Source organism: Larsenimonas rhizosphaerae, assembly GCF_023700005.1.
GTDB lineage: Bacteria > Pseudomonadota > Gammaproteobacteria > Pseudomonadales > Halomonadaceae > Larsenimonas > Larsenimonas rhizosphaerae.
On sequence record NZ_JAMLJK010000001.1, the window covers coordinates 833,832 to 856,311 of the forward strand.

19 protein-coding genes and 3 tRNA genes are annotated in these 22,480 nt (G+C 59.1%); 14 read left to right on the plus strand and 8 right to left on the minus strand.

Going from position 1 to position 22,480, the window contains the following annotated elements:
- Window positions 1–41: 41 nt before the first annotated feature.
- Together NAT21_RS03720 and NAT21_RS03725 are read right to left on the minus strand one after the other, a co-directional pair.
- Window positions 42–728 carry a hypothetical protein gene (locus tag NAT21_RS03720; protein ID WP_250935817.1) on the minus strand — a complete coding sequence of 229 codons (687 nt, stop codon included), beginning with the start codon at window positions 726–728 and terminating at the stop codon, window positions 42–44.
- Window positions 725–1,750, minus strand: coding sequence for a 2-hydroxyacid dehydrogenase (locus NAT21_RS03725; protein WP_250935818.1), 1,026 nt, complete (start codon window positions 1,748–1,750; stop codon window positions 725–727). The genes NAT21_RS03720 and NAT21_RS03725 overlap by 4 nt, the downstream gene beginning before the upstream one ends.
- A gap of 185 nt (window positions 1,751–1,935) precedes the next feature.
- Here NAT21_RS03725 and doeA point away from each other — a divergent pair, with 185 nt between their 5' ends.
- The 5 genes from doeA to eno all read left to right on the plus strand — a co-directional run bounded on the left by doeA (window position 1,936) and on the right by eno (window position 7,968).
- Window positions 1,936–3,123: an ectoine hydrolase DoeA gene (gene doeA, locus NAT21_RS03730; RefSeq protein ID WP_250937971.1), complete on the plus strand. Its 1,188-nt coding sequence runs from the start codon at window positions 1,936–1,938 to the stop codon at window positions 3,121–3,123.
- 54 nt (window positions 3,124–3,177) lie between these two features.
- The gene (doeB, locus tag NAT21_RS03735; RefSeq protein ID WP_250935819.1) at window positions 3,178–4,185 is read left to right on the plus strand and encodes a N(2)-acetyl-L-2,4-diaminobutanoate deacetylase DoeB; all 1,008 of its coding nucleotides are present in this window, start codon (window positions 3,178–3,180) and stop codon (window positions 4,183–4,185) included.
- Window positions 4,175–4,672 (plus strand): Lrp/AsnC family transcriptional regulator, encoded by a 498-nt coding sequence (locus NAT21_RS03740; RefSeq protein WP_250935820.1) that lies wholly within the window; start codon window positions 4,175–4,177, stop codon window positions 4,670–4,672. The genes doeB and NAT21_RS03740 overlap by 11 nt, the downstream gene beginning before the upstream one ends.
- Window positions 4,673–4,812: 140 nt before the next feature.
- A complete protein-coding gene (gene pyrG / locus NAT21_RS03745; RefSeq protein ID WP_250935822.1) occupies window positions 4,813–6,477 on the plus strand; it encodes a CTP synthase in 1,665 nt (554 codons plus the stop codon).
- Window positions 6,478–6,675: 198 nt separating this feature from the next.
- A complete protein-coding gene (eno, locus tag NAT21_RS03750; protein ID WP_250935824.1) occupies window positions 6,676–7,968 on the plus strand; it encodes a phosphopyruvate hydratase in 1,293 nt (430 codons plus the stop codon).
- Between the two features lie 137 nt (window positions 7,969–8,105).
- Here the strand turns inward: eno and fdxA are convergent, their stop codons facing one another.
- Together fdxA and mutS are read right to left on the minus strand one after the other, a co-directional pair.
- On the minus strand, window positions 8,106–8,429 hold the full coding sequence (gene fdxA, locus NAT21_RS03755) for a ferredoxin FdxA (protein WP_250935826.1): 324 nt from the start codon (window positions 8,427–8,429) through the stop codon (window positions 8,106–8,108).
- 161 nt (window positions 8,430–8,590) lie between these two features.
- The gene (gene mutS, locus NAT21_RS03760) at window positions 8,591–11,125 is read right to left on the minus strand and encodes a DNA mismatch repair protein MutS (RefSeq protein WP_250937973.1); all 2,535 of its coding nucleotides are present in this window, start codon (window positions 11,123–11,125) and stop codon (window positions 8,591–8,593) included.
- Window positions 11,126–11,269: 144 nt separating this feature from the next.
- Here mutS and NAT21_RS03765 point away from each other — a divergent pair, with 144 nt between their 5' ends.
- The 9 genes from NAT21_RS03765 to NAT21_RS03805 all read left to right on the plus strand — a co-directional run bounded on the left by NAT21_RS03765 (window position 11,270) and on the right by NAT21_RS03805 (window position 18,468).
- Window positions 11,270–11,788 (plus strand): CinA family protein, encoded by a 519-nt coding sequence (locus tag NAT21_RS03765; RefSeq protein ID WP_250935828.1) that lies wholly within the window; start codon window positions 11,270–11,272, stop codon window positions 11,786–11,788.
- Between the two features lie 135 nt (window positions 11,789–11,923).
- Entirely contained in the window at window positions 11,924–12,985 is a 1,062-nt protein-coding gene (gene recA, locus NAT21_RS03770) for a recombinase RecA (protein WP_250935830.1), read from the plus strand.
- A 60-nt stretch (window positions 12,986–13,045) separates the two neighbouring features.
- Complete coding sequence (locus tag NAT21_RS03775) at window positions 13,046–13,531, plus strand: regulatory protein RecX (protein WP_250935832.1); 486 nt, start codon at window positions 13,046–13,048, stop codon at window positions 13,529–13,531.
- A 177-nt stretch (window positions 13,532–13,708) separates the two neighbouring features.
- A complete protein-coding gene (gene alaS / locus NAT21_RS03780; protein WP_250935834.1) occupies window positions 13,709–16,315 on the plus strand; it encodes an alanine--tRNA ligase in 2,607 nt (868 codons plus the stop codon).
- A gap of 65 nt (window positions 16,316–16,380) precedes the next feature.
- Entirely contained in the window at window positions 16,381–17,634 is a 1,254-nt protein-coding gene (locus NAT21_RS03785; protein ID WP_250935836.1) for an aspartate kinase, read from the plus strand.
- 177 nt (window positions 17,635–17,811) lie between these two features.
- Entirely contained in the window at window positions 17,812–18,003 is a 192-nt protein-coding gene (csrA, locus tag NAT21_RS03790) for a carbon storage regulator CsrA (protein ID WP_250935839.1), read from the plus strand.
- A 137-nt stretch (window positions 18,004–18,140) separates the two neighbouring features.
- Window positions 18,141–18,233, plus strand: a tRNA-Ser gene (locus tag NAT21_RS03795).
- Between the two features lie 26 nt (window positions 18,234–18,259).
- Window positions 18,260–18,336: transfer RNA gene (locus NAT21_RS03800), tRNA-Arg, on the plus strand.
- Between the two features lie 55 nt (window positions 18,337–18,391).
- Window positions 18,392–18,468 (plus strand) — tRNA-Arg (locus tag NAT21_RS03805).
- A gap of 87 nt (window positions 18,469–18,555) precedes the next feature.
- Here NAT21_RS03805 and NAT21_RS03810 read toward each other — a convergent pair.
- The 4 genes from NAT21_RS03810 to NAT21_RS03825 all read right to left on the minus strand — a co-directional run bounded on the left by NAT21_RS03810 (window position 18,556) and on the right by NAT21_RS03825 (window position 22,342).
- The gene (locus NAT21_RS03810) at window positions 18,556–19,551 is read right to left on the minus strand and encodes a tRNA dihydrouridine synthase (RefSeq protein WP_434084386.1); all 996 of its coding nucleotides are present in this window, start codon (window positions 19,549–19,551) and stop codon (window positions 18,556–18,558) included.
- A 68-nt stretch (window positions 19,552–19,619) separates the two neighbouring features.
- Complete coding sequence (locus NAT21_RS03815; RefSeq protein ID WP_250935841.1) at window positions 19,620–20,150, minus strand: chromate transporter; 531 nt, start codon at window positions 20,148–20,150, stop codon at window positions 19,620–19,622.
- 1 nt (window position 20,151) lies between these two features.
- A complete protein-coding gene (locus tag NAT21_RS03820) occupies window positions 20,152–20,712 on the minus strand; it encodes a chromate transporter (RefSeq protein ID WP_250935843.1) in 561 nt (186 codons plus the stop codon).
- A 1-nt stretch (window position 20,713) separates the two neighbouring features.
- Window positions 20,714–22,342, minus strand: coding sequence for a gamma-glutamyltransferase family protein (locus NAT21_RS03825; RefSeq protein ID WP_250935844.1), 1,629 nt, complete (start codon window positions 22,340–22,342; stop codon window positions 20,714–20,716).
- Between the last annotated feature and the right edge of the window lie 138 nt (window positions 22,343–22,480).

The following is a 22,480-nucleotide window of genomic DNA, read 5'->3' on the forward strand; positions in this document are numbered from 1 at the left end:
GCGCCTGTTTGGCTCAAGGGGCGCATTGTAGGCAAAACCGCTTACGGTGTCCCGGGTCCGGATGTCAGGTGAGTCAGGCGCAGTCGCGCCTTCACTGTATCGTCCTTCAGGTAATCGAGACTCAGGATCAGGCCAGGCGTATCAGTGCTGAGCGCTGCGTTGATCACGCTGTCCGAATGCCCCTCCCGCCAGGCGTGAATATGGCGCGCGGCCAGTGAGCCTGCCGGCGTGGTGACCGGTGCCGCTGACGTAACGCGGTAGAGGTAGTGGCGTGCCTTGCCCTTTTCATTCATGTAGTCGAACCGGCAGGGTGGTTGATCGTTGGTGCGACAGCGCGCTGCATCAAGTGACAGACCCAGCTGTACCAGCGCCGTCTGGCGGTCCGGCAAAGTGGCAAGATCCTGCCTGTCCAGGCGGTAATCGTGGCTGATGCCCAGCAGGTGGTATCCACCTCGATAGGCGATGGCTTCAAGCGGTGCGCCGGCCACGAAGCGTCCGGTTTCCTCGCCGGTCGCAATGCTGATCCTGGCCTTCATGTGGCTTTGCCAGTCATCGCCATGCGCCTTGAGGGTGTGCGACACGGTAGCGTCAGGCCAGCCCTTCACACTCAGGTGATAGGTGGCCTCGAAGGGGGTGATGGCCGGGCTGCGGGTCGATGATGTGCTTGCATGTGCAGGCAGGGCTGCGGTCAGCATCAGCAGCCATGCCAGATGAAGTTGACGGATCAATAGCCTGCCTCCCTGCTGACGGCCTCTGACAAATCCTTCCTGGCAATGGCCTGAAGGTACGACACCAGCTGGTCGATGGCGCCCTTGATCGGCGTTGGCCCGGAAATGTGTGGGGTAATCAGCACGTTGTCATACCCCCGGATGGGGTGATCCGCGTTCAGCGGTTCCTCGGGGAAGACATCCAGCACGGCGCCTCGCAGATGTCCCTCATCCAGTCGTGCCATCAGGTCCTCCAGCACAAGGGTGGTGCCACGACCGATGTTGATCACCACAGCGCCTTTCGGCAGACAGCCCAGTAACTGATGGTTGAGGTAGCCCCGGGTGAGAGGCGTATCGGGCAGCAGGTTGATGACCACACGGCTTTTGGACAGTAACGGGGCCAGCGCCTGCTCACCTGCGTGGGTCGTGACATGATCCAGATGTTTTTCATGACGACTCCAGCCATGAACCGGAAAGCCATCGGCAGCGATGGTCTGGGCGACATAACGGCCGATGGTGCCCAGACCCAGTACGCAGACAGGCCAGTCCTGCCTGTCTTCAAGCCCCCGAGGCTGCCAGACGCCCTTGCGCTGATCCCGGTGGTAATGATCCATGTTTCTGTAGAAATGCAGCAGCCCGTAGCGCACGTACTCGGTCATGAAGGGTTCCATGCCAGCGCCCTTCAGCTTGAAGACCGGTACGTCCGGCAGGGCAGCGCTGTTCAGGAGCGCATCCACGCCGGCGCCCAGGTTCAGGATGGCCTGCAGCCGCTGGTCCTGTGCGGCCAGCAGCGCGGTGGGCGGCTGCCAGACAATCAGTATCTCGGCCGGAACAGAGCCGACCTCGTCCGTCGTGTCGACCCGCGCGTCCGGAAAGGCATCCTGCAAGGCGCTCTGCCAGCAGGCAGCCTTCTGAAGGTCATGAATCAGGATGTGCACAAACGCCTCCATGAAATAGTGACAGTACAGCAGGCCATGCCCGCCCTGCAGGCACGTTAGCGCGAGCAATGGGGCCAGAGCCAGGGGAAAGTGCTGTTTTGGCAAGTGCTTATATTTTCTTTGACCCTGCACGAGTCTGAGGTGCAGACTCATGAACAGGTCGGCGAGAGATCGATCACGTGATGACCCCGCGCGCCAGAATGCATCGTCTAGAGTTTGCAGGGCTGAAGCAGACTCTGCTAGTGATTATAAAAACGTTGGGCGAGCAAGCGATGACGACACCAAAGAAGATTCCCTCGGTAACCCTGCCCTTCAGCCGTCAGGAGTATGCACAACGGCTTCGCAAGGTACGCGCTTCCATGGCTCGACGAGGCCTGGATGTGCTGATTATCTATGACCCGTCCAACATGGGGTGGCTGACCGGCTATGACGGCTGGTCGTTTTACGTGCATCAATGTGTACTGGTCGGTCTGGAGGGTGAGCCTGTCTGGTATGGCCGGCGCCAGGACAGTAATGGAGCAGTGCGAACCTGCTACATGAATCCCGATACGCATGTGCTGTACTACCCCGACTATTACGTCCAGAACCCGGACATGCATCCCATGGAGTTTCTGGCGCAGTCGGTGTTGCCCGAGTGGGGGTGGGACCGCTGTGTGATCGGCGTGGAAATGGATAACTACTATTTTTCCGCCAAGGCCTTTACGAGCCTGCAAAGGCATCTGCCACATGCACGGTTTGACGATGCCACGGCCCTGGTCAACTGGTGCCGGGCCATCAAGTCACCGACCGAAATTGACTACATGCGCTGCGCTGCACGCATTGTCGAGCACATGCATGCCTGCATTCTTGACATGATCGAGCCGGGGCTCCCCAAGAATCGGCTGGTGGCGGAAATCTATCGGGCCGGTATCGAAGGCGTCGATGGCCACGGTGGTGATTATCCGGCCATCGTGCCGCTGTTGCCGACAGGTCCGGACGCTGCCGCACCTCATTTGACCTGGGACGATACCCCGTTCAAGAAAGGCGAGGGCACCTTCTTCGAGATTGCCGGGTGTTACAAGCGCTACCATGCGCCACTGTCGCGTACCATTTTCCTTGGAAGGCCGACCCGGGACTTTATTCGAGGGGAGGCAGCGTTGCTGGAAGGCATCGATAACGGACTGGCCATCGCGCGGCCTGGCAATAGATGCAGTGACGTGGCAAAGGCGCTCGGCGCGGCGATGGACAAGTACGGGTTCGACCGGGGAGGCGCACGCTGTGGCTACCCCATCGGGATCAGTTATCCACCGGACTGGGGCGAGCGCACCATGAGCCTGCGCCCCACTGACAATACCGTGCTCGAACCTGGCATGACCTTTCACTTCATGCCAGGCATGTGGATGGCTGACTGGGGGCTGGAAATTACCGAGACGATTCTGATTACCGAACATGGGGCAGAGCCCTTGTGTTCCTTTCCGCGTCAGCTGTTTGTCAAATAATATCCGGGCCTGCTGACATCATCGTGTGCGGCGGCCCCCTGCTGGAGAACAATAATGCGCGAGAGTCCCATCTCTTCCACGGTTGATTTCGATGCCGACGGCGTACAGCACGGGTATTTGAAACTGCCGGTATCTCACGATGAGTCTGCCTGGGGCGCGATCATGATACCGATTACCGTGGTCAGGAACGGCGACGGACCGACCGCCCTGTTGACCGGAGGAAACCACGGTGACGAGTACGAGGGCATTACGGCCCTGTTGAAGTTGTCAAGCCGGCTGAAGGCCGCAGATATTCAGGGGCGGGTCATCATCGTACCGATGATGAATCCCCCAGCCGCCGAGGCCGGCCGCCGGACATCGCCCATGGACAAGGGCAACCTGAATCGCTCTTTCCCCGGCGACCCGGATGGCAGTCCGACCCGGCAGATTGCGGATTATTTTACCCGGTATCTGGTACCAATGTGTGATTACGCCCTCGATCTGCATTCCGGTGGACGGACGCTGGATATACTGCCCTTCGCGGCGGCGCACCGGCTGGATGATCTGGCACTGGAGCGCAAGAGCATGGAAGGCGCAATGGCCTTCGGCGCCCAGACGGCCATCATGATGTTTGAGCTTGATGCCTCGGCGCTTTATGACACGGTGGTAGAGCGTCAGGGCAAGGTGCTGGTGACGACCGAGCTGGGTGGTGGGGGGACATCGACACCCGGCAGTATCGAGTTGACCGAGCGCGGGGTGCGTAACTTCCTGATCTTTTCCGGGGTCATGGAGGGAGAGCTGACCCGCTCGGCCCATCAGCGTTATGTCGAAATGCCGGATGCCAGCTGCTACGTGCAAAGCGAGCATGCTGGTCTGCTCGAGATGACCTGTGCCCTGGGTGGCCAGGTTCGGCAGGGTGAGGTGGTGGCGCGTATCTACGACATTACCCGAACCGGTACCGACCCGGTGGAGTATCATGCCGGGCGCGATGGCATCGTGCTGGCACGCCGCTTCCCTGCCCGGGTAAACATGGGAGATACGCTGGTGGTCATCGGTGAGGAGGTAGCCACCCTTGAGCGCTAAGGGGAGCAGTGTGCGGCTGGATCGCTATGATGTGCAGATCCTGTCGATTCTGGCCCGGGAAGGGCGCATTACCAAGTCCAGGCTGGCCGAGGCGATCAATCTGTCGGTCAGTCCCTGCTGGGAGCGGGTCAGGCGGCTTGAGCAGGCCGGCATCATCACGGGATATGGTGCGTTCATCAATGCGGCTGTTCTGATGCCGCGCACTCCGGTATGGGTTCAGATCGAGCTTGAGCAGCACGATCTGGCGCATGCCGACCGTTTCGAGCAGCTGATCATGGCCACCCCGGAGGTCACGGAGTGCGTGGGCGTGGGGGGCGGCGTCGATTACCTGCTAAAGGTCGAGGCTGAAAGCATCGATCAGTATCAGCGAATGATCGACAACTGGCTGGTCGGCGACAGCGGTATCAAGCGCTACCATTCCTATATCGTGACCAAGTCGATCAAGCAGGTCGCGTCCCCCCTGGCTTTTGATACCGACGTACGCTGAAGGGGCGTGTGATTGTCCTGCCCATTGGCGGCGTTAAATTGAGCCTCGCATCCGACTCTGTTAGACTGACATCCCATCCTGGCCCGCGTATTTTTTCACTCTTTTCGGGCCTCCAGTTCCACGCTTCTGACAGGTTTTTCATGACACGATATATCTTCGTGACGGGCGGTGTTGTGTCCTCGCTCGGCAAAGGCATTGCTTCTGCTTCACTGGCTGCCATTCTGGAGTCCCGTGGTCTCAAGGTGACCATTCTTAAACTGGATCCTTACATCAACGTGGATCCCGGCACCATGAGTCCTTTTCAGCACGGAGAAGTGTTCGTCACGGAGGATGGGGCCGAGACGGATCTGGATCTGGGGCACTACGAGCGCTTCATTCGCTCGAAAATGACTCAGGCCAACAACTTCACTACCGGCCGTGTGTACGAGCACGTGCTGAAGAAGGAGCGTCGGGGAGATTACCTGGGTGGTACGGTGCAGGTCATTCCGCACATCACCGACGAAATCAAGCGCCGGGTCAAGGTCGGTGGCGAAGGCTATGACGTGGCACTGGTGGAAATCGGCGGCACCGTGGGTGACATCGAATCCCTGCCGTTTCTTGAATCCATTCGCCAGCTGCGTTCCGAACTGGGCGGCCACCGCGCCATGTTCATGCACCTGACCCTGGTGCCCTATCTCAAGACGGCCGGCGAGACCAAGACCAAGCCGACCCAGCACAGCGTCAAGGAGCTTCGCTCGATCGGTATTCAGCCGGATGTACTGCTGTGCCGAAGCGAAGTGGAGCTGGAAGAGGGCGAGCGTCGCAAGATCGCCCTGTTTACCAACGTTGAAGAGCGTGCCGTTATCCCGATGCTGGATGCCGATACGATCTACCGCATTCCGCTGATGCTGCACGAGCACGGTCTGGACCAGTTCGTCTGCGATCGCCTGCGTCTGGAGCCGGGCCCGGTCAACCTGGATGAATGGGTGCGGGTGCTGGATGCCAAGCTTAATCCGCTCAAGTCGATCAATATCGCCATGGTCGGCAAGTACATGGAATTGCTGGACGCCTACAAGTCGCTGAACGAGGCCCTGATTCACGCGGGTATTCAGACGCGGGTCAAGGTCAACATCGATTACATCGACTCCGAGGAAATCGAGCGCGACGGCCCCGGACGCCTTGAAGGCAAGGACGCGATTCTGGTACCTGGCGGTTTCGGTTCCCGTGGTGTGGAGGGCAAGATTGCCACGGCCCGCTTTGCCCGCGAACGAAAGATCCCCTACCTCGGTATCTGTCTCGGAATGCAGGTGGCCATCATAGAGTTTGCTCGTCACGTAGTGGGCTGGGAAGATGCCACATCGACCGAGTTCAGCTTCGAGACCAAACACCCGGTCGTGGGTCTGATCACCGAGTGGATTACGCCGGAAGGCAATATTGAAACCCGTGATGCCTCTTCCGATCTGGGTGGCACCATGCGTCTGGGTGGCCAGAGCTGCAGCCTGACGCCCGGCAGTCGCGCCCGTGAGGTATATGGTGCTGACACCATTATCGAGCGTCATCGTCACCGCTACGAGGTCAACAACCAGTTCGTGAGCGAGCTTGAGCAGGCCGGCCTGATCTTCTCGGGCAAGAGCGTCGATAATTCCCTGGTTGAAATGATCGAGCTGGCTGATCACCCCTGGTACGTGGCCTGTCAGTTCCACCCGGAATTCACGTCCACACCGCGTGACGGTCACCCGTTGTTCACCGGCTTCGTCAATGCCGCGCTGGATCACAAGGCAGAACGTGCCCGCCAGCAGCAGAGCGATCGGGAAGATCGCGACTGATGAACGAGTTCATGCCGACCTTCGGGTCGGCATTTTCTTGTCTGAACACTACAATGACGCAGCTCGCCACTGGAATAACGGCGGCCAGGCTGGCATGTTAGGCCAGCGACTTTAGTGAAATGACGCGATCATGGTGTTGTTCGCGGCGTTTTCGATCTAGAACTCAGGGATACCTGATCCCGAAAAGGAAGTTTCGACATGGCCAAGATTGCTGATATCCATTCGCTGGAAGTGCTGGATTCCCGCGGCAACCCGACTGTTTATGCGGAAGTGGTGCTTGAGGACGGATCGCGTGGCAACGCCTGTGCTCCATCCGGCGCCTCTACAGGTTCCCGTGAAGCACTGGAGCTTCGTGATGGTGACAAGTCACGCTATCTGGGCAAGGGTGTGCTGAAGGCTGTCGAGGCTGTCAACGGCAGGATCCGCGATGCGCTTCTGGGGATGGACAGCACCAATCAGCGTGAGCTGGACAACAAGATGCTGGCGCTGGACGGAACCGACAACAAGTCCGAGCTGGGGGCCAATGCCATTCTGGCCGTATCACTGGCTGCCGCAAAGGCCGCTGCCGTCAGCAAGGGCCAGCCGCTGTATGCTCACATCGCTGAACTTTACGGCCAGCCGGGCCAGTTCAGCATGCCGCTGCCGATGATGAACATCATCAACGGTGGCGAGCACGCCGACAACAACGTGGACATTCAGGAGTTCATGATTCAGCCGGTGGGCGCAAAATCGTTCAGTGAAGGGCTGCGCATGGGCGCCGAGATCTTCCACGCGCTCAAGAAGGTGCTGTCCGGCAAGGGGCTGGCAACCACAGTGGGCGACGAGGGTGGCTTTGCGCCGAATCTCGAATCCAATGCCGATGCGCTGGCCTCCATCAAGCAGGCAGTCAGTGACGCTGGCTACACCCTGGGCACCGACGTGACGCTGGCACTCGACTGCGCTGCCTCCGAGTTCTACAAGGATGGCAAGTACGTGCTGGGCGGTGAGAACAAGTCCTTTGACGCTGCCGGGTTTGTCGATTATCTGGCCGGCCTCAGCAACGATTACCCGATCGTATCCATCGAGGATGGTCTGGACGAGTCTGACTGGGATGGCTGGAAAGTGCTGACCGAGAAGCTCGGCGACAAGTTGCAGCTGGTCGGTGATGACCTGTTCGTGACCAATACCCGTATTCTCAAGGAAGGCATCGACAGGAATATCGGTAACTCGATTCTGATCAAGTTCAACCAGATCGGCTCACTGTCCGAAACGCTGGATGCCATTCGCATGGCGCAGGATGCCGGCTTCACGGCCGTTATCTCACACCGCAGTGGTGAAACCGAAGACTCCACCATCGCGGATCTGGCAGTAGGCACCTGTGCCGGTCAGATCAAGACCGGTTCGCTGTCGCGCAGCGACCGAGTGGCGAAGTACAACCGTCTGCTGATCATTGAAAACGAGCTGAAGGGCAAGGCTCCGTACCGTGGTCTCAGTGAGGTCAAGGGGCAGTAAGCGCTGAATCATTCGCGCTGCATGCCTCCGGGGCCGCCGTTTTTGCATGTCGGCCCCGAACTGTCTGCCATCTGATCGGCAGGCACTAAAAAGGCGCCTCATGGGCGCCTTTTTTTCATCCGTGCAGTAGCTGGTGTCTAGCGCTCCAGCTTGTCTGCCTTGCCTTCCTTGCCGTTCATCTCGTCAGCATCGTCAAGCGCATCCTTGCGTTCGCTGATGTTGGGCCAGACTTCGGCCAGCTCGGCATTGATTTCGATGAATTTCTCCTGGCCCTCGGGCAACTCGTCTTCCGAGAAGATGGCCTCGGCCGGACATTCCGGTTCGCACAGGGCACAGTCAATGCATTCGTCGGGATGAATGACGAGAAAGTTGGGGCCTTCATAGAAGCAGTCTACCGGGCAGACTTCCACGCAATCGGTGTACTTGCACTGAATGCAGTTTTCGGTGACGACGAACGTCATTGTGTTACTCCTCGGTCACGGATGAGCAGGGGCATCAAGGCCCGTTGCCTCAATTTATCGGTATTTTAGAGGGCGTGTGGCGCGGGCGGCAAGCACCGGGCCACACGCCGGGTATTGATAATGATGAACAGCCTGTACAGATCGGCAGGTGTAGACCGAACTTAAAGCTGCTGGCGCCAGGCATAGATCAGGGCCAGAGCGTCTCGGGGCGACAGTGTATCAGGATCGGTCTGACCAAGCGCCTCGATCACGGGATGAGGCAGTGCATCGAAGATATCGCCCTGATGGGGCATACCGGCGGGCTGCGTATCCTGCGTTGAGGCTCTGGCGGGTTGTTCGAGGCTGTCCAGCTTCTGTCGAGCCCGTTCGATCACCGGGCGTGGGACGCCGGCCAGCTGCGCTACCTGCAGGCCGTAGCTTTGACTGGCCGGACCGGGTTCCACCTTGTGCATAAAGACAATACTGTCCCCATGCTCTACGGCCGTAAGGTGTACGTTGCCAATGCCGTTGTGTTGATCTGCCAGCGCCGTCATCTCGAAATAATGGGTCGCAAAGAGGGTATAGGCGCGGGTGCGGGCCAGATGTTCTGCACTGGCCCAGGCCAGTGACAGGCCATCGAAGGTGCTGGTGCCGCGGCCGATCTCGTCCATCAGCACCAGGCTTTCCTCAGTGGCGTTGTGCAGGATATTGGCGGTTTCGGTCATCTCGACCATGAAGGTTGACCTGCCACCGGCCAGATCATCCGAAGAACCGATACGGGTGAAAATACGATCCACCGGGCCAATGCTGGCACGATCTGCCGGGACGGGGCTGCCGGTATGGGCCAGCAGGGCAATCAGGGCGTTCTGTCGCATGAAGGTGGATTTGCCACCCATGTTCGGGCCGGTAATCACCAGCATGCGGGCGTCGTCATTCAATGCCAGGTCATTGGGAACGAACGGGTGTGTGGACACGTGTTCGACGACCGGATGGCGGCCACCTTCTATCTCAAGCCCAGGGGCGCTGACCAGATTCGGGCGTGTAAGTGCCAGGGTGCGTGCCCGTTCGGCGAAGCAGGCCAGCACGTCCAGCATGGCGAGTGCCTGGGCGGTGGATTGCAGCGCGACCAGCTCATCGTTGAGCTGATCAATGAGCTGCTCGTAGAGCCATTTCTCACGTGCCAGGGCCCTGGTGCGGGCAGACAGGGCCTTGTCTTCAAATTGCTTGAGCTCCGGCAGGATGAAGCGTTCGGCATTTTTAAGCGTTTGTCGCCGGATGTATTCGGCCGGGGCCTGGGCTGCCTGAGCTCGGGAGATTTCGATGAAGTAGCCGTGCACACGGTTATAACCGACCTTCAGGCTCGATAGCCCCGTGCGTTCCTTTTCCCGGCGCTCGAGCTCGACCAGGTATTCGCCGGCGTGTTCATGCAACCCACGGAGTTCATCCAGTTCGCTGTCAAAGCCGTCGGCGATTACGCCGCCATCACGAACCACTACCGGCGGGTTATCGATGATGGCCCGGCTCAGGGTATCGTCAAGCGTCGGATAGGGAACGATATGAGTTTTGAGGCCGTCGAGGGCGGTACCGTCAGGCAGTGGCGCCAGCAGCGCCTGCACAGCGGGAAGCGCCGACAGGGCATCGCGCAGTCGGGCCAGATCGCGTGGGCGTGCGCTGCGCAGTGCAACGCGGGCCAGAATTCGCTCGATATCGCCGATCGGTGAGAGGTGGTCACGGAAGGTCTCGAACCGATACTCTTCCTGCAGCACGTCAACAGCATCCTGCCTTGCAATGATGCGTGACTGATCGCGCAGCGGACGATTCAGCCAGCGCCTCAGCAACCGTGCGCCCATGGCCGTTTGAGTCGTGTCCCAGATGCTGGCCAGGGTATTGTCGCCGGTGCCGGCCAGGTTGATGTCAATCTCAAGGTTCCGACGGCTGGCGGCATCGATCACGATGGCTTCATCACGCAGCTCGACGGACAGTGAGGTGATATGGGGCAACTGGCTGCGCTGCGTGTCACGCACATAGTCAAGCAGCACCCCGGCTGCAGTAATGGCCCGGTGCATATGAGCACACCCGAAGCCATTCAGGTCCTGCACGCCGAACTGATCGCACAGCAGCCGCTGAGCGGTTTCGAGATCAAACTGCCAGGCATGCTGGCGGCGAAGCCCCGGATGGTCAGCCAGGGCGCCGGGCAGTGGCAACTCGTCGGCCACCATCAGTTCAGCCGGGGCCAGCCGATGCACTTCAGCCAGCAGGTCGTCGTCGCTGTCGGCTTCAAGCACTGCAAATCGGCCACTGGAAAGCTCCAGCCAGCTGATGCCCCAGCCACCGTGATGTGCATGCAGGGCCACCAGTAGATTGTCATGCTGAGCGTCCAGCAGGGCTTCGTCATACAGAGTGCCGGGCGTGACGATACGCACGACCTTGCGCTCAACCGGCCCCTTGCTGGTGGCCGGGTCGCCGATCTGCTCGCAGATCGCCACGGACTGTCCTGCCTTGACCAGTCTTGCCAGATAGCCCTCGGCACTGTGGTAGGGAACGCCGGCCATCGGGATCGGGCTGCCGGCCGATTGCCCGCGTGCCGTCAGGGTGATATCAAGCAGGGCCGCGGCGCGTTTGGCATCATCAAAGAAGAGCTCGTAGAAATCGCCCATGCGATAGAACAGCAATACGTCGGGGTGCTCCCGCTTGATACGTAAATACTGCACCATCATGGGGGTGTGCGGTGTGGCGGCGTCTTGAGTCACAATCCTGCTCTTTATCCGGGGGCATCGATATAATGGGGCGAAGGGTAGCATGCCCGCCGACACGGATGTAGTTGTTACCGGGCTGCCTGCCCTGTGCAGACAGGAGTATGTATGATGGATGAGCAATGTAGTTCACTGGCTCTGCGACTGGGAGAGGCGTGTCAGGCGACAGGGCACTGCGTGACGACGGCGGAGTCCTGTACCGGCGGCGGTATAGCGGCGGCCATTACCGAGATTGCCGGAAGTTCCGGCTGGTTTGAAACAGGGCTGGTGACGTATGCCAATCACAGCAAGACAGCCTTGCTGGGTGTGTCCGAAGCCCTTCTGAGCGCGCATGGCGCTGTCAGCGAGCCGGTGGTGCATGCGATGGTGCAGGGTGCATGTCGACTCAGCGGCGCGTCATTGGGTGTGTCGGTCAGCGGTGTGGCCGGGCCGGGCGGCGGTAGTCCTGACAAGCCCGTGGGTACGGTCTGGATTGCCTGGGGAACCGCCAGTGACAGTCGTGCACGCTGCTTTCTTTTCGAGGGAGATCGACACCAGGTGCGTCTTCAGGCTGTGCGTGCAGCACTCGAAGGGCTGATCGAAGAGGTCATGGCGCCGAATGACGGCCTGATGGGCGTTAAAAAATAACTGTATATGTGTACATGGTTTTGGCGATTCGGTACACTCTCGCTATTCTATTCGACAGCTGGCCTTTTGATATCGGGTACGTGTGATGTCGCAGCAGGGGCTGTTGTCTGATTCTTACGATGGAAGGAGGCCTTCATGGCAAAGGACGATAATCGCGGCAAGGCGTTGAGTGCAGCGCTGTCCCAGATCGAGCGACAGTTCGGCAAGGGAGCAGTCATGCGTCTGGGGGATACCCCGCGCGTCACCATGCCGTCGGTATCTACAGGGTCGCTGGGGCTGGATATTGCTCTGGGGATCGGCGGTCTGCCGTTCGGTCGTATTGTCGAGATCTTTGGTCCGGAATCCTCGGGCAAGACCACGATCACGCTGTCGGTCATTGCTCAGGCTCAGAAACAGGGCAAGGTATGCGCCTTCATCGATGCCGAGCATGCCCTGGACCCGAGCTACGCTGAAAAGCTTGGCGTTAACCTTGATGATCTGCTGGTATCCCAGCCCGACACTGGCGAGCAGGCACTTGAAATCTGCGACATGCTGGTACGCTCCGGCGGCGTGGACGTCATTGTCGTCGACTCCGTGGCCGCACTGACACCGCGTGCCGAGATCGAAGGCGAAATGGGGGATTCCCATGTGGGCCTTCAGGCGCGTCTGATGTCTCAGGCGCTTCGCAAGGTGACCGGCCATATCAAGAACGCCAACTGCATGGTCATGTTCGTCAACCAGATCCGCATGAAAATCGGGGTCATGTTCGGTAATCCCGAAACGACCACCGGCGGTAACGCGCTGAAGTTCTACTCGAGCGTACGTCTGGATATTCGTCGTACCGGTTCCGTCAAGCAGGGTGATGAGGTCACGGGCAACGAAACCCGCGTCAAGGTCGTCAAGAACAAGGTGGCGCCGCCGTTCCGCCAGGCCGAGTTCCAGATTCTTTACGGCAAGGGGATCTATCACGCCGGTGAGGTCGTTGATCTGGGTGTGCAGTGTGGTCTGGTCGACAAGGCCGGCGCCTGGTACAGCTACAAGGGCACCAAGATCGGGCAGGGCAAGGCCAATGCTGCTCAGCATCTGCAGGACAACCCCGAGATAATGGACGAAATCGAAACGCAGATTCGGGCGCAGCTTCTGAATATCTCTACCGCCGAGCCTGAAAAGGATGAAGGTGCGATCGAGGCTGATGCCGATACGGATGAGCTGATCTGATCGTATGCTACTTGAAGGGGCCCCGCTATTGCGGGGCCTTTTGCGTTGGGAGAAATGAAAATGACATCACCATGGCAGGACACGCCGAAGGAGCCCGGTCGCTCCGCACGTGACGACATCATCGCGCTGTTGGCGCGGCGAGAATACAGCGCCAGTGAGCTTGATGAGCGGCTGCGACGCAAGGGGCATGAGGAAGATGCCATCGACACGGCGCTGACAGCGCTTCAGGAAGAAGGTCTGCAGTCGGATGCCCGCTTTACCGAGCACTTTGTCAGAAGCCATGTGGCGCGAGGGCAGGGTGAAATCAAGATAGCATCAGCGCTTTATCAGCGAGGTATTGATGCAGCCATGGCGCGTCAGGCGCTGGCAGACAGTGGGACTGACTGGTTTTCCCTGGCCTGTGAGGTGCTGGCACGACGGTTTTCGGACCCGGGCAGTACGCCGGCCGAACAGGCGAAGCGCCTGAGATATCTGGCCTCGCGAGGGTTCAACGGCGAACAGTCCCGCCATGCGCTGGCCTGCGCCTTTGATCCTTCACGGGACTGATCCTGTTGCAGGTACGACTTGAAGAGGCCGGAAGGGAATGGATTGCCTCTTTAGTCGTTGCGTGAAGGCGTTATACTAGTTCGTTATACCATGTGGCGCGGGAAAACGATCGTGACCTCCCGGCCCGACAACGTCGACGAATGAGTGCATAACGCCTGCACCTTGTACGGGAGCATTATGAAAAGCGCAGCATTACGACAAGCGTTTCTGAACTTCTTTGAACGCGAAGGCCATACCCAGGTCCCCTCGGGGTCGCTGGTGCCTCAAAACGATACTTCCGTACTGTTTACCGTTGCCGGCATGGCGCCGTTCAAGGATGTCTTCCTCGGCCGCGAGCAACGCCCCTATACGCGTGCGACCACGGCTCAGCGCTGTGTCCGCGCAGGTGGCAAGCATAATGACCTGGATAACGTCGGCTATACGGCGCGCCACCATACCTTCTTTGAAATGATGGGCAACTTCAGCTTTGGCGATTACTTCAAGCGTGATGCCATCAAGTTTGCCTGGCGCTTTCTGACCGAAGAGCTTGGGCTTGCCAAGGAACGGCTGTGGGTTACCGTGCACGTCAGTGATGATGAGGCCGAGCGCATCTGGATTGACGAGATGGGCATCGACCCGGCACGTTTTTCCCGGCTGGATGAAGACAATTTCTGGCAAATGGGTGATGTGGGCCCCTGTGGTCCCAGCTCCGAGATCTTCTTTGATCACGGTCCGGATGTCGCGGGTGGCCCTCCCGGCAGCCCGGATGAAGACGGTGACCGCTACATCGAGATCTGGAATCTGGTCTTCATGCAGTACGACCGCGATAGCGAGGGTACGCTACATCCGCTGCCCAAGCCCTCCATCGATACCGGAATGGGTCTGGAACGGATGGCGGCCGTCATGCAGGGCGTACACTCCAACTACGAGATCGATCTGTTTCAGAGCCTGCTGCAGGCTGCTGCCCGTGCTACCGGCCAGAGCGACATCAATCAGCCTTCGCTGCGCGTGATTGCCGACCACATCCGTTCCTGCTCGTTTCTGATTGCCGATGGTGTACTGCCTTCCAATGAAGGGCGTGGCTATGTGCTGCGGCGCATCATCCGTCGTGCTGTACGTCACGGGCACAAGCTGGGCCAGGAAAATACCTTCTTTCATACCCTGGTTTCTGCCCTGGATGAGGAAATGGGGGAAGCACATCCGGTACTTCGCGCCGCACGCGACCAGGTCGAGCAGGTGCTTTTGAAGGAAGAAGAGCAGTTTGCCCGGACACTTGATCATGGCATGAAGCTACTTGATGACGCTCTGGCTTCCCTTGAGGGAGATACCCTGGATGGTGCCACCATCTTCAAACTGTATGACACGTACGGGTTCCCGTTTGACCTGACTGCCGATGTGGCTCGTGAGCGCGGCGTCACACTTGATGAGCTCGGCTTTCAGCGCGAGCTTCAGGCGCAGCGGGATCGGGCGCGTGCTGCCAGCCAGTTCAATGGGGATTATTCGGCAGATGTGGAGCTGGAGGGTGAAACCGATTTTACCGGATACGAGCGCACCGACGAAGAGCAGGCTCGCATTGCCGGGCTGATCAACGCCGACGGTGCTACTTGCGAACACCTGGAACATGGTCAGTCCGCAGTCGTTGTACTGGAGCGCACGCCGTTTTACGCTGAATCCGGTGGTCAGGTAGGTGACACCGGGACCCTGACACTGGGCGACAGTTTGTTTCATGTGACGGATACCCGTCGTCAGGGCGCACATAACCTTCATTACGGGCATCTGGAAGGCGGTCGTCTGTCGTTGGGGGATACCGTTTCTGCCCAGGTGGACAGCACACGCCGCGAAGACATTCAGCGTAACCATTCGGCGACGCACCTGCTTCACGAAGCCTTGCGTCAGGTGCTGGGCGAGCACGTTCAGCAGAAGGGTTCGCTGGTCAACGATGAACGGCTGCGGTTCGATTTCAGCCACTTCGAAGCCGTTACGCCGGAGCAGCTGGCACGGGTTGAAGCCATCGTCAACGAGCAGGTGCTGGCCAATACGCCGGTTCAGACCGAGCTGATGACGCTGGATGAGGCGCGCAACAAGGGCGCACGTGCCCTGTTTGAAGCCCGCTACGGCGAGGATGTGCGCGTGTTGACCATGGGCACGCAAGCGTTTTCGATCGAGCTGTGTGGTGGCATTCATGTCAGGCATACCGGCGATATCGGGACCTTCCATATTGCTTCCGAAAGTGGCGTGGCATCCGGTGTTCGGCGAATTGAAGCGCTGACCGGCCGAGGCGCACTGCGCTTCTATCGCGAGCAGGGGGCCACTCTCGAGCGCATGGCTGCAACCCTCAAGGCGCGCCCGGATCAGCTTGAAGCACGTCTTGATGCGATGCTTGGCCATCAGCGTGAGCTTGAAAAGGTGCTTGAATCACTCAAGGCACGTCTGGCCAGCAGTGCCGGCAATGACCTGCTGTCGCAGGCCCGGGATATCAACGGCGTCAGTGTGATTGCCTACCAGGTCGATGGTGTCAGTGGCAAGGACCTGCGTACCCTGCTGGATCAGCTCAAGAGCCGCCTTGAAAACGGGGTGATCGTGCTGGGCACTGCCGAAGGCGACAAGGTCAGTCTGATTGCCGGGGTAACAAAATCCCTGACAGGGCGCGTCAAGGCCGGTGAGCTGGTCAATCACGTGGCGGAGCAGGTAGGTGGACGTGGGGGCGGTCGCCCGGATATGGCACAGGCTGGCGGGCAGGACCCGGCGGCATTGCCCGGCGCACTTGAAAGTGTGTATGACTGGGTTGCGAGCAGGCTTGAGTGATTTTTTTATCAGACAGGTTGTCAATGAGCACCTAAAATCCATAACATAGGTTAAATAGGACGCACATGGCCTTATACGTACAAAAATTTGGCGGGACCTCGGTCGGGTCTGTAGAGCGCATCAAGGCGGTCGCGGAAAAGGTCAAGACCTTCCGTAACCAGGGGCACCAGGTAGTGGTCGTGGTGTCCGCGATGAGTGGTGAAACGAACCGGTTGATCCAGCTGGCCAGTGAAATCAATGACGATCCGACGCCACGCGAAATGGATATGCTGGTGTCGACCGGTGAGCAGGTCACCATTTCCCTTCTGGCGATGGCGCTTCAGAAAACCGGGGTGCCGGCGACGTCCTATACCGGGGCCCAGGTCGGGATCCTCACTGACAGTGCCCACACCAAGGCGCGTATTCAGCGGATCGAAACCGATGAACTGCGCCAGGATCTTGATAATGGCAAGGTGGTCGTGGTGGCCGGTTTTCAGGGGGTCGATGACGACGGCAACATTACGACGCTGGGCCGTGGCGGTTCTGATACGACCGGTGTTGCACTGGCGGCAGCGCTCAATGCCGACGAGTGTCAGATCTATACGGATGTAGATGGCGTCTACACCACCGACCCACGTGTCTGTTCAAGGGCGCGTCGTCTGGACAGCATTACCGTTGAGGAAATGCTGGAGATGGCAAGCTCGGGATCAAAGGTACTGCAGATTCGTGCTGTCGAGTTCGCCGGGAAATACAAGGTGCCGCTTCGCGTCCTGTCTTCGTTTGCCGAAGGGCAGGGGACCTTGATTGTTGCTGATGACCAGGAGGATGAAAGGAACATGGAAGAGCCGCTCATTTCAGGAATTGCCTTCAATACCAATGAAGCCAAGCTGACCGTCTTGAACACGCCGGACGTCCCGGGCGTGGCATCAAAGATTCTGGGCCCGATTGCTGATGCCAACATCGAAGTCGACATGATTGTCCAGAACGTGGCGCCTGCCGGGGACTACACCGACTTCACCTTCACTGTCTCCAAGGCAGATTACCGTCAGACCAAGCGCATTCTTGAAGAAAGCATTGTGCCGTCACTGGGCGGAGGAGAAGTGCGTGGTGACGACCAGATTGCCAAGGTATCTCTGGTGGGGGTGGGGATGCGCTCCCATGCGGGCGTGGCCTCCAGAATGTTCCGCGTTCTGGCCGATGAAGGAATCAATATCCGGATGGTTTCCACCTCCGAAATCAAGATTTCCGTTGTAATTGATGAAAAGTTCATGGAGCTTGCGGTTCGTGCGCTTCATACTGCCTTTGGTCTTGACCGCGAAGATGTCAACGAAGAGACCTGATCCACCCCGTTTGGCCATATTGGCACGCCAATATGGCCAAACGGCAGAATCTTTCAGCATGGTTGGTCACTATCAACTAGTTTGACGGTATGCAGGTTGGACAGGAGTCCAACTTTACGCATAATGCTGCACTCTGCTGATTACTGGAAGCTGTAACCGAAAAAGGAGTTTCATACCATGCTGATATTAACCCGGAGGGTCGGTGAGACGCTCATGATCGGGGATGAAATCACTGTCACTGTACTTGGCGTCAAGGGAAATCAGGTACGCCTGGGAGTCAATGCGCCAAAGGACGTCTCTGTCCATCGTGAAGAGATATATCAGCGCATTCAACGAGAGAAGACGGACGTGGATGAGCAGGACGCCTGACGGGGTAGTGTTTCAGGCCACATGTTATGCCGGTTTCAGCATCCTGTAGTAAATGCCCCCTGATTTTTTTAAATCGATTTTGGAACAGGGGTGGACAAAGTCTTTTAAAATCGGTAATATGCGCGCCGTACCGATGAGGAGAGGTGGCCGAGTGGCTGAAGGCGCTCCCCTGCTAAGGGAGTATAGGGTTTATAGCCCTATCGAGGGTTCGAATCCCTCCCTCTCCGCCAATCGGTACAAGCAGTAGATTGATGATGCGCCCGTAGCTCAGCTGGATAGAGTATCTGACTACGAATCAGAGGGTCGGAGGTTCGAATCCTCCCGGGCGCGCCAATCAATGTATCTGCGGATGAGCAAATGGGCATATTTAGTGTTTTCTCATCGTTTAGCGCCCGTAGCTCAGCTGGATAGAGTATCTGACTACGAATCAGAGGGTCGGAGGTTCGAATCCTCCCGGGCGCGCCAGATTTGATAAAAAAGGGTCTTCCATCGGAAGACCCTTTTTTTATGCTCGTTATTTATATCAGCCCGGCTATCGACCGGGCCGTTTCTTCAGGCGCTGTCGGCCAGCCTGGCGGTAAACTCGTCAAGCGTACGTTCACGCTTCAATGCCTGGAACCACTGCTCTCCATCATGGCTGCCCAGCCGCATCATGTTGAGCCACTGCTTGAGCAGTGACAGGGTGACCTTGTCGGGCAGGGCGCCATCCACCCGGCTGGCATAGTTCAGCAACACGCAGGCCTTTTCAGCCCAGGTGGTAGATGGCAGTCGCGTGCCGGTGTGCTGCCAGTGCTTGATGCGCCGGGCCAGTGCCGGGTCTGCCAGCAGGCCACGTCCGATCATGGCGTCCTGGCATCCGGATAGGGTCGTTGCACGCCAGTAATCCTCCAGGGTTTGAATATCTCCATTGACGACGACCGGTATGCTGATGCGATCGCGAATGCGTCTGACCCACTCCCAGTGGGCCGGGCGACGGTATCCCTCGGCCTTGGTACGTGCATGTACCGTCAGGCGACTGGCGCCGCCTCGTTCGGCTGCCAGTGCACATGCCAGCGCCAGCTGCTTGTTATCGAATCCAAGTCGGATCTTGGCGGTTACCGGTATCTCGAAGGGTCTCAGCGCACGCTGCATGTCATCAATCAGGCGTTCCATGTGTTCCGGTCGGCGCAGCAGCGATGCTCCGCCGTCATGCCGGTTGACCAGTTTGGCTGGACAGCCGAAGTTGATATCGATGCTGCGTGCTCCCAGACGGGCCGCCTGTACGGCGTTGGCTGTCATCATGGCCGGATCAGAGCCGAGGAGTTGCAGATGTACTGGAGTGGTGCCCACGGTTTGGCACCCCTGGGCAAGCTCGGGGCAGATACGGTGAAAGACGCGGGGAGGGTATATGGTATTGGTGACGCGCACGAATTCGGTCACTATCCAGTCCAGTCCGCCCTGTTCACACAGCAGGGCTCGGGTCAGCCCGTCGATGACACCTTCCATCGGGGCAAGGCCCAGTGCGCCGTGGGGGCGCGCTACGGGCTGCAGAACAGCATTGGCAGACATGGCCTGGATCTCGTGTGGAGCGTGGGCGAGCGATCATACGTTGCTCGCCCCGCGAAGCACAATCCAGGCTAACCGAGAAAAAGCGCGCCCGAGGCAAGGCCCAGGCATACCACCAGCGCTGGATGAATCCGAGTAGCGTTCAATAGTACCGCCGCCACGGCGCCAATCAGCAGGGTCGGCAGCCAGCCGCTGTTGATCAGGCTCTCGTCCAGAAATGTCCAGGTCAGGTAGCCCATCAGCACCATGATTACCGGGCGAACCCAGCTGCTCATTGACTTGACCTTGATCGAGTTGCGGTAACGGTACAGGACGCCCAGTGCCGCAAGCATCAGCAGCAGTGACGGGCCGACGGTCGCCAGCACCGCAATGACGGCCCCCGGGCCTCCGGCCACGTGATAACCGATATAGCCAGCCATCTTGGTGGCAATCGGGCTGGGCAGGGCATTGCCGATCGCCAGTACTTCAGCGAACTGCTGGGAGCTCATCCAGCCGTAATGTCCCACTATCTCGTTTTCGACCAGCGGGATAATGGCCGGCCCGCCCCCATAGCCCACGATGTTCGGGATGAAAAACGCCAGAAACAAATGCCAGTACAGCATGTCAGGACCTCGTGGACTGTTTGGGTTCAGGGCGCAACAGCGCCGCGATCAGCAGAGCGCCGATGATCAGGCCAGGGTGAACGCCCAGTCCGTACATCAGCCCGGCCGATACCACAGCCAGTACCACGGTGGCGATCGCGCCCAGTGAACTCCGTGCCTTGGCCCAGAAATCCCAGGTCAGTCTGGCCATCATGACCATCACTACCGGGATGACGCCCTGGCTCATGCCATTGATCCAGCGTTCATCCCGGTAGCGCATGAACAACCCCAGCAGGGCAATCATGGCGATGATGCAGGGCAGGGTGACAGCCAGAACCGCGCCGATGCATCCGGCCATTCCGCCGACACGATAGCCGATATAACCGGCCATTTTGGTGGCAATGGGGCCTGGCAGGGTATTGCCGATGGCCAGCACATCGGAAAAGTCGTCTTCGCTCATCCACTCGTAGCGTTTGACAACCTCGGCATGCACCAGTGGAATCATGGACGGGCCACCACCGAATCCGAGTAGACCGATGCGTGTGAAGGCCAGTATCAACTGGCCCTGAAGAGGCAGGTTCATGTCAAAGCACCGCAATGGCTGAATCGGTTCGGGGTTCCGTGCCGCCGCACAATACGCCGGTGGCAGGGTCTCGCAGGATGATCTGGCCACGACCAAAACCGGTGCGGTCAAAGGCGCTCTCGACCTTGTGTCCACGGCTGCGTAGCTCTTTCATAAGGTGCAGCGGGTAACCGGCTTCGATGGCAATACGCTTGCCCCCCATCCATTGCCAGCGTGGGGCATCCAGTGCCGCCTGAGGGTCAAGGCCGAAGTCCAGCAGGTTCATCACCACCTGCATATGTCCCTGGGGTTGCATGAAACCGCCCATCACGCCAAAGGGGCCCAGTGCCTGGCCGTCGCGGGTCAGAAAGCCTGGAATGATGGTATGAAATGAGCGTTTGCCGGGAGAAAGCGCATTGACGTGGGTTGAGTCGAGGGAAAAGCCCTGGCCGCGATTTTGCAGCGCAATGCCTGTATTCGGCACGACAACGCCCGAGCCGAAGCCATGAAAGTTGCTTTGGATGAACGATACCATATTGCCCTCGGCATCGGCGGTAGCCAGATAGACCGTACCGCCCTGGGGGGGCGTGCCAGGCGTGGGATCGCAGGCCGTATCCGTGATGGTATCGCGTCGGCTGGCTGCGTAGGACTCACTCAGCAGCGTTGCCGTATCGGTGGTCATGTGTGCCGGGTCGGCAATGAAGGCGTGGCCATCGGTATATGCCAGTTTCATGGCCTCGCACTGGCGGTGCAGGACGGTAATGTCGTCCCGGGCATGCAGGTCGTCATAGCCGCCGACAATATTGAGCGCCATCAGGGCTACCAGGCCCTGGCCATTGGGAGGAATTTCCCACACATCCACGCCGCGATAACGGGTGGAGATCGGATCGACCCATTCACACTGGTGCGCGGCAAGGTCTTCCGCATGCAGGTAGCCCCCGGTCGTTCTGGAGAAGGCATCGATCCGTTCGGCCAGCGCGCCCCGATAAAAGCTTTCACAGCTGGTATCGGCCAGTTCGGCCAGAGTATCGGCGTGGGCATCACTTTTAAACATTTCGCCGGCACGTGGCGCGCGTCCCTTCGGCGCAAAGGTTTCGAACCAGCCCTGTGTCGCGGGCTCGGTGAACGCCTTCGTGAAGGTGGCGTGAGCCTGCTCCCACAACTGGCTGATGACGGGCGTTACGGGAAAGCCTTCTCGTGCCAGAGTGATGGCCGGTGTCAGCAGATCAGCAAACGGCAGCTTGCCGAATCGGCGTGACAGTTCGGCCCATGCAGAAGGGGTGCCCGGTACGGTCACTGGCAGCCAGCCGTACATGGGCATGGTGTCATGGCCTCCGGCCTTGACCGCATCGATGGTCAGCGCCTTCGGAGCAGCGCCGCTGGCATTGAGGCCGTGCAGCGTGCCCTTGCCGTTATCATCCTTGATCCATACCAGCGCAAAGGCATCGCTGCCAATGCCGTTACAGGTCGGTTCCACGACGGTCAGGGCGGCGGCGGTGGCAATGGCAGCGTCAATGGCATTGCCGCCGCGGGCCAGCATGTCGCGGCCGGCCTGTGCTGCCAGTGGCTGGCTGGCAGCAACCATGCCGCCGCGGGCATACGTGGCACTACGCTCGGAAGGGTAGGGGTTCTGTGATGAAAACGGGAACATGGTGTCTCCAGCGGTTGTTCGTTATTGTAGGGCCGAGAAGAAATCGATTTTCATCATAAAATCGATTTTTTGCACTATGCGCTGCCCTGCCAGGGCTGTCAACGCGATGGATATACTGAAAAGGAGGCGCTCGGTGGG

What these genes read in the sequence shown, in the direction of transcription:
- NAT21_RS03825 (WP_250935844.1), bottom strand. Translation starts at nt 22,342, where the DNA reads ATGTTCCCGTTTTCATCACAGAACCCCTACCCTTCCGAGCGTAGTGCC.
- fdxA (WP_250935826.1), bottom strand. Translation starts at nt 8,429, where the DNA reads ATGACGTTCGTCGTCACCGAAAACTGCATTCAGTGCAAGTACACCGAT.
- mutS (WP_250937973.1), bottom strand. Translation starts at nt 11,125, where the DNA reads ATGATGGTGCAGTATTTACGTATCAAGCGGGAGCACCCCGACGTATTG.
- NAT21_RS03810 (WP_434084386.1), bottom strand. Translation starts at nt 19,551, where the DNA reads ATGTCTGCCAATGCTGTTCTGCAGCCCGTAGCGCGCCCCCACGGCGCA.
- NAT21_RS03775 (WP_250935832.1), top strand. Translation starts at nt 13,046, where the DNA reads ATGACATCACCATGGCAGGACACGCCGAAGGAGCCCGGTCGCTCCGCA.
- NAT21_RS03785 (WP_250935836.1), top strand. Translation starts at nt 16,381, where the DNA reads ATGGCCTTATACGTACAAAAATTTGGCGGGACCTCGGTCGGGTCTGTA.
- recA (WP_250935830.1), top strand. Translation starts at nt 11,924, where the DNA reads ATGGCAAAGGACGATAATCGCGGCAAGGCGTTGAGTGCAGCGCTGTCC.
- eno (WP_250935824.1), top strand. Translation starts at nt 6,676, where the DNA reads ATGGCCAAGATTGCTGATATCCATTCGCTGGAAGTGCTGGATTCCCGC.
- alaS (WP_250935834.1), top strand. Translation starts at nt 13,709, where the DNA reads ATGAAAAGCGCAGCATTACGACAAGCGTTTCTGAACTTCTTTGAACGC.
- NAT21_RS03820 (WP_250935843.1), bottom strand. Translation starts at nt 20,712, where the DNA reads ATGAACCTGCCTCTTCAGGGCCAGTTGATACTGGCCTTCACACGCATC.
- pyrG (WP_250935822.1), top strand. Translation starts at nt 4,813, where the DNA reads ATGACACGATATATCTTCGTGACGGGCGGTGTTGTGTCCTCGCTCGGC.
- doeB (WP_250935819.1), top strand. Translation starts at nt 3,178, where the DNA reads ATGCGCGAGAGTCCCATCTCTTCCACGGTTGATTTCGATGCCGACGGC.
- csrA (WP_250935839.1), top strand. Translation starts at nt 17,812, where the DNA reads ATGCTGATATTAACCCGGAGGGTCGGTGAGACGCTCATGATCGGGGAT.
- NAT21_RS03765 (WP_250935828.1), top strand. Translation starts at nt 11,270, where the DNA reads ATGATGGATGAGCAATGTAGTTCACTGGCTCTGCGACTGGGAGAGGCG.
- NAT21_RS03815 (WP_250935841.1), bottom strand. Translation starts at nt 20,150, where the DNA reads ATGCTGTACTGGCATTTGTTTCTGGCGTTTTTCATCCCGAACATCGTG.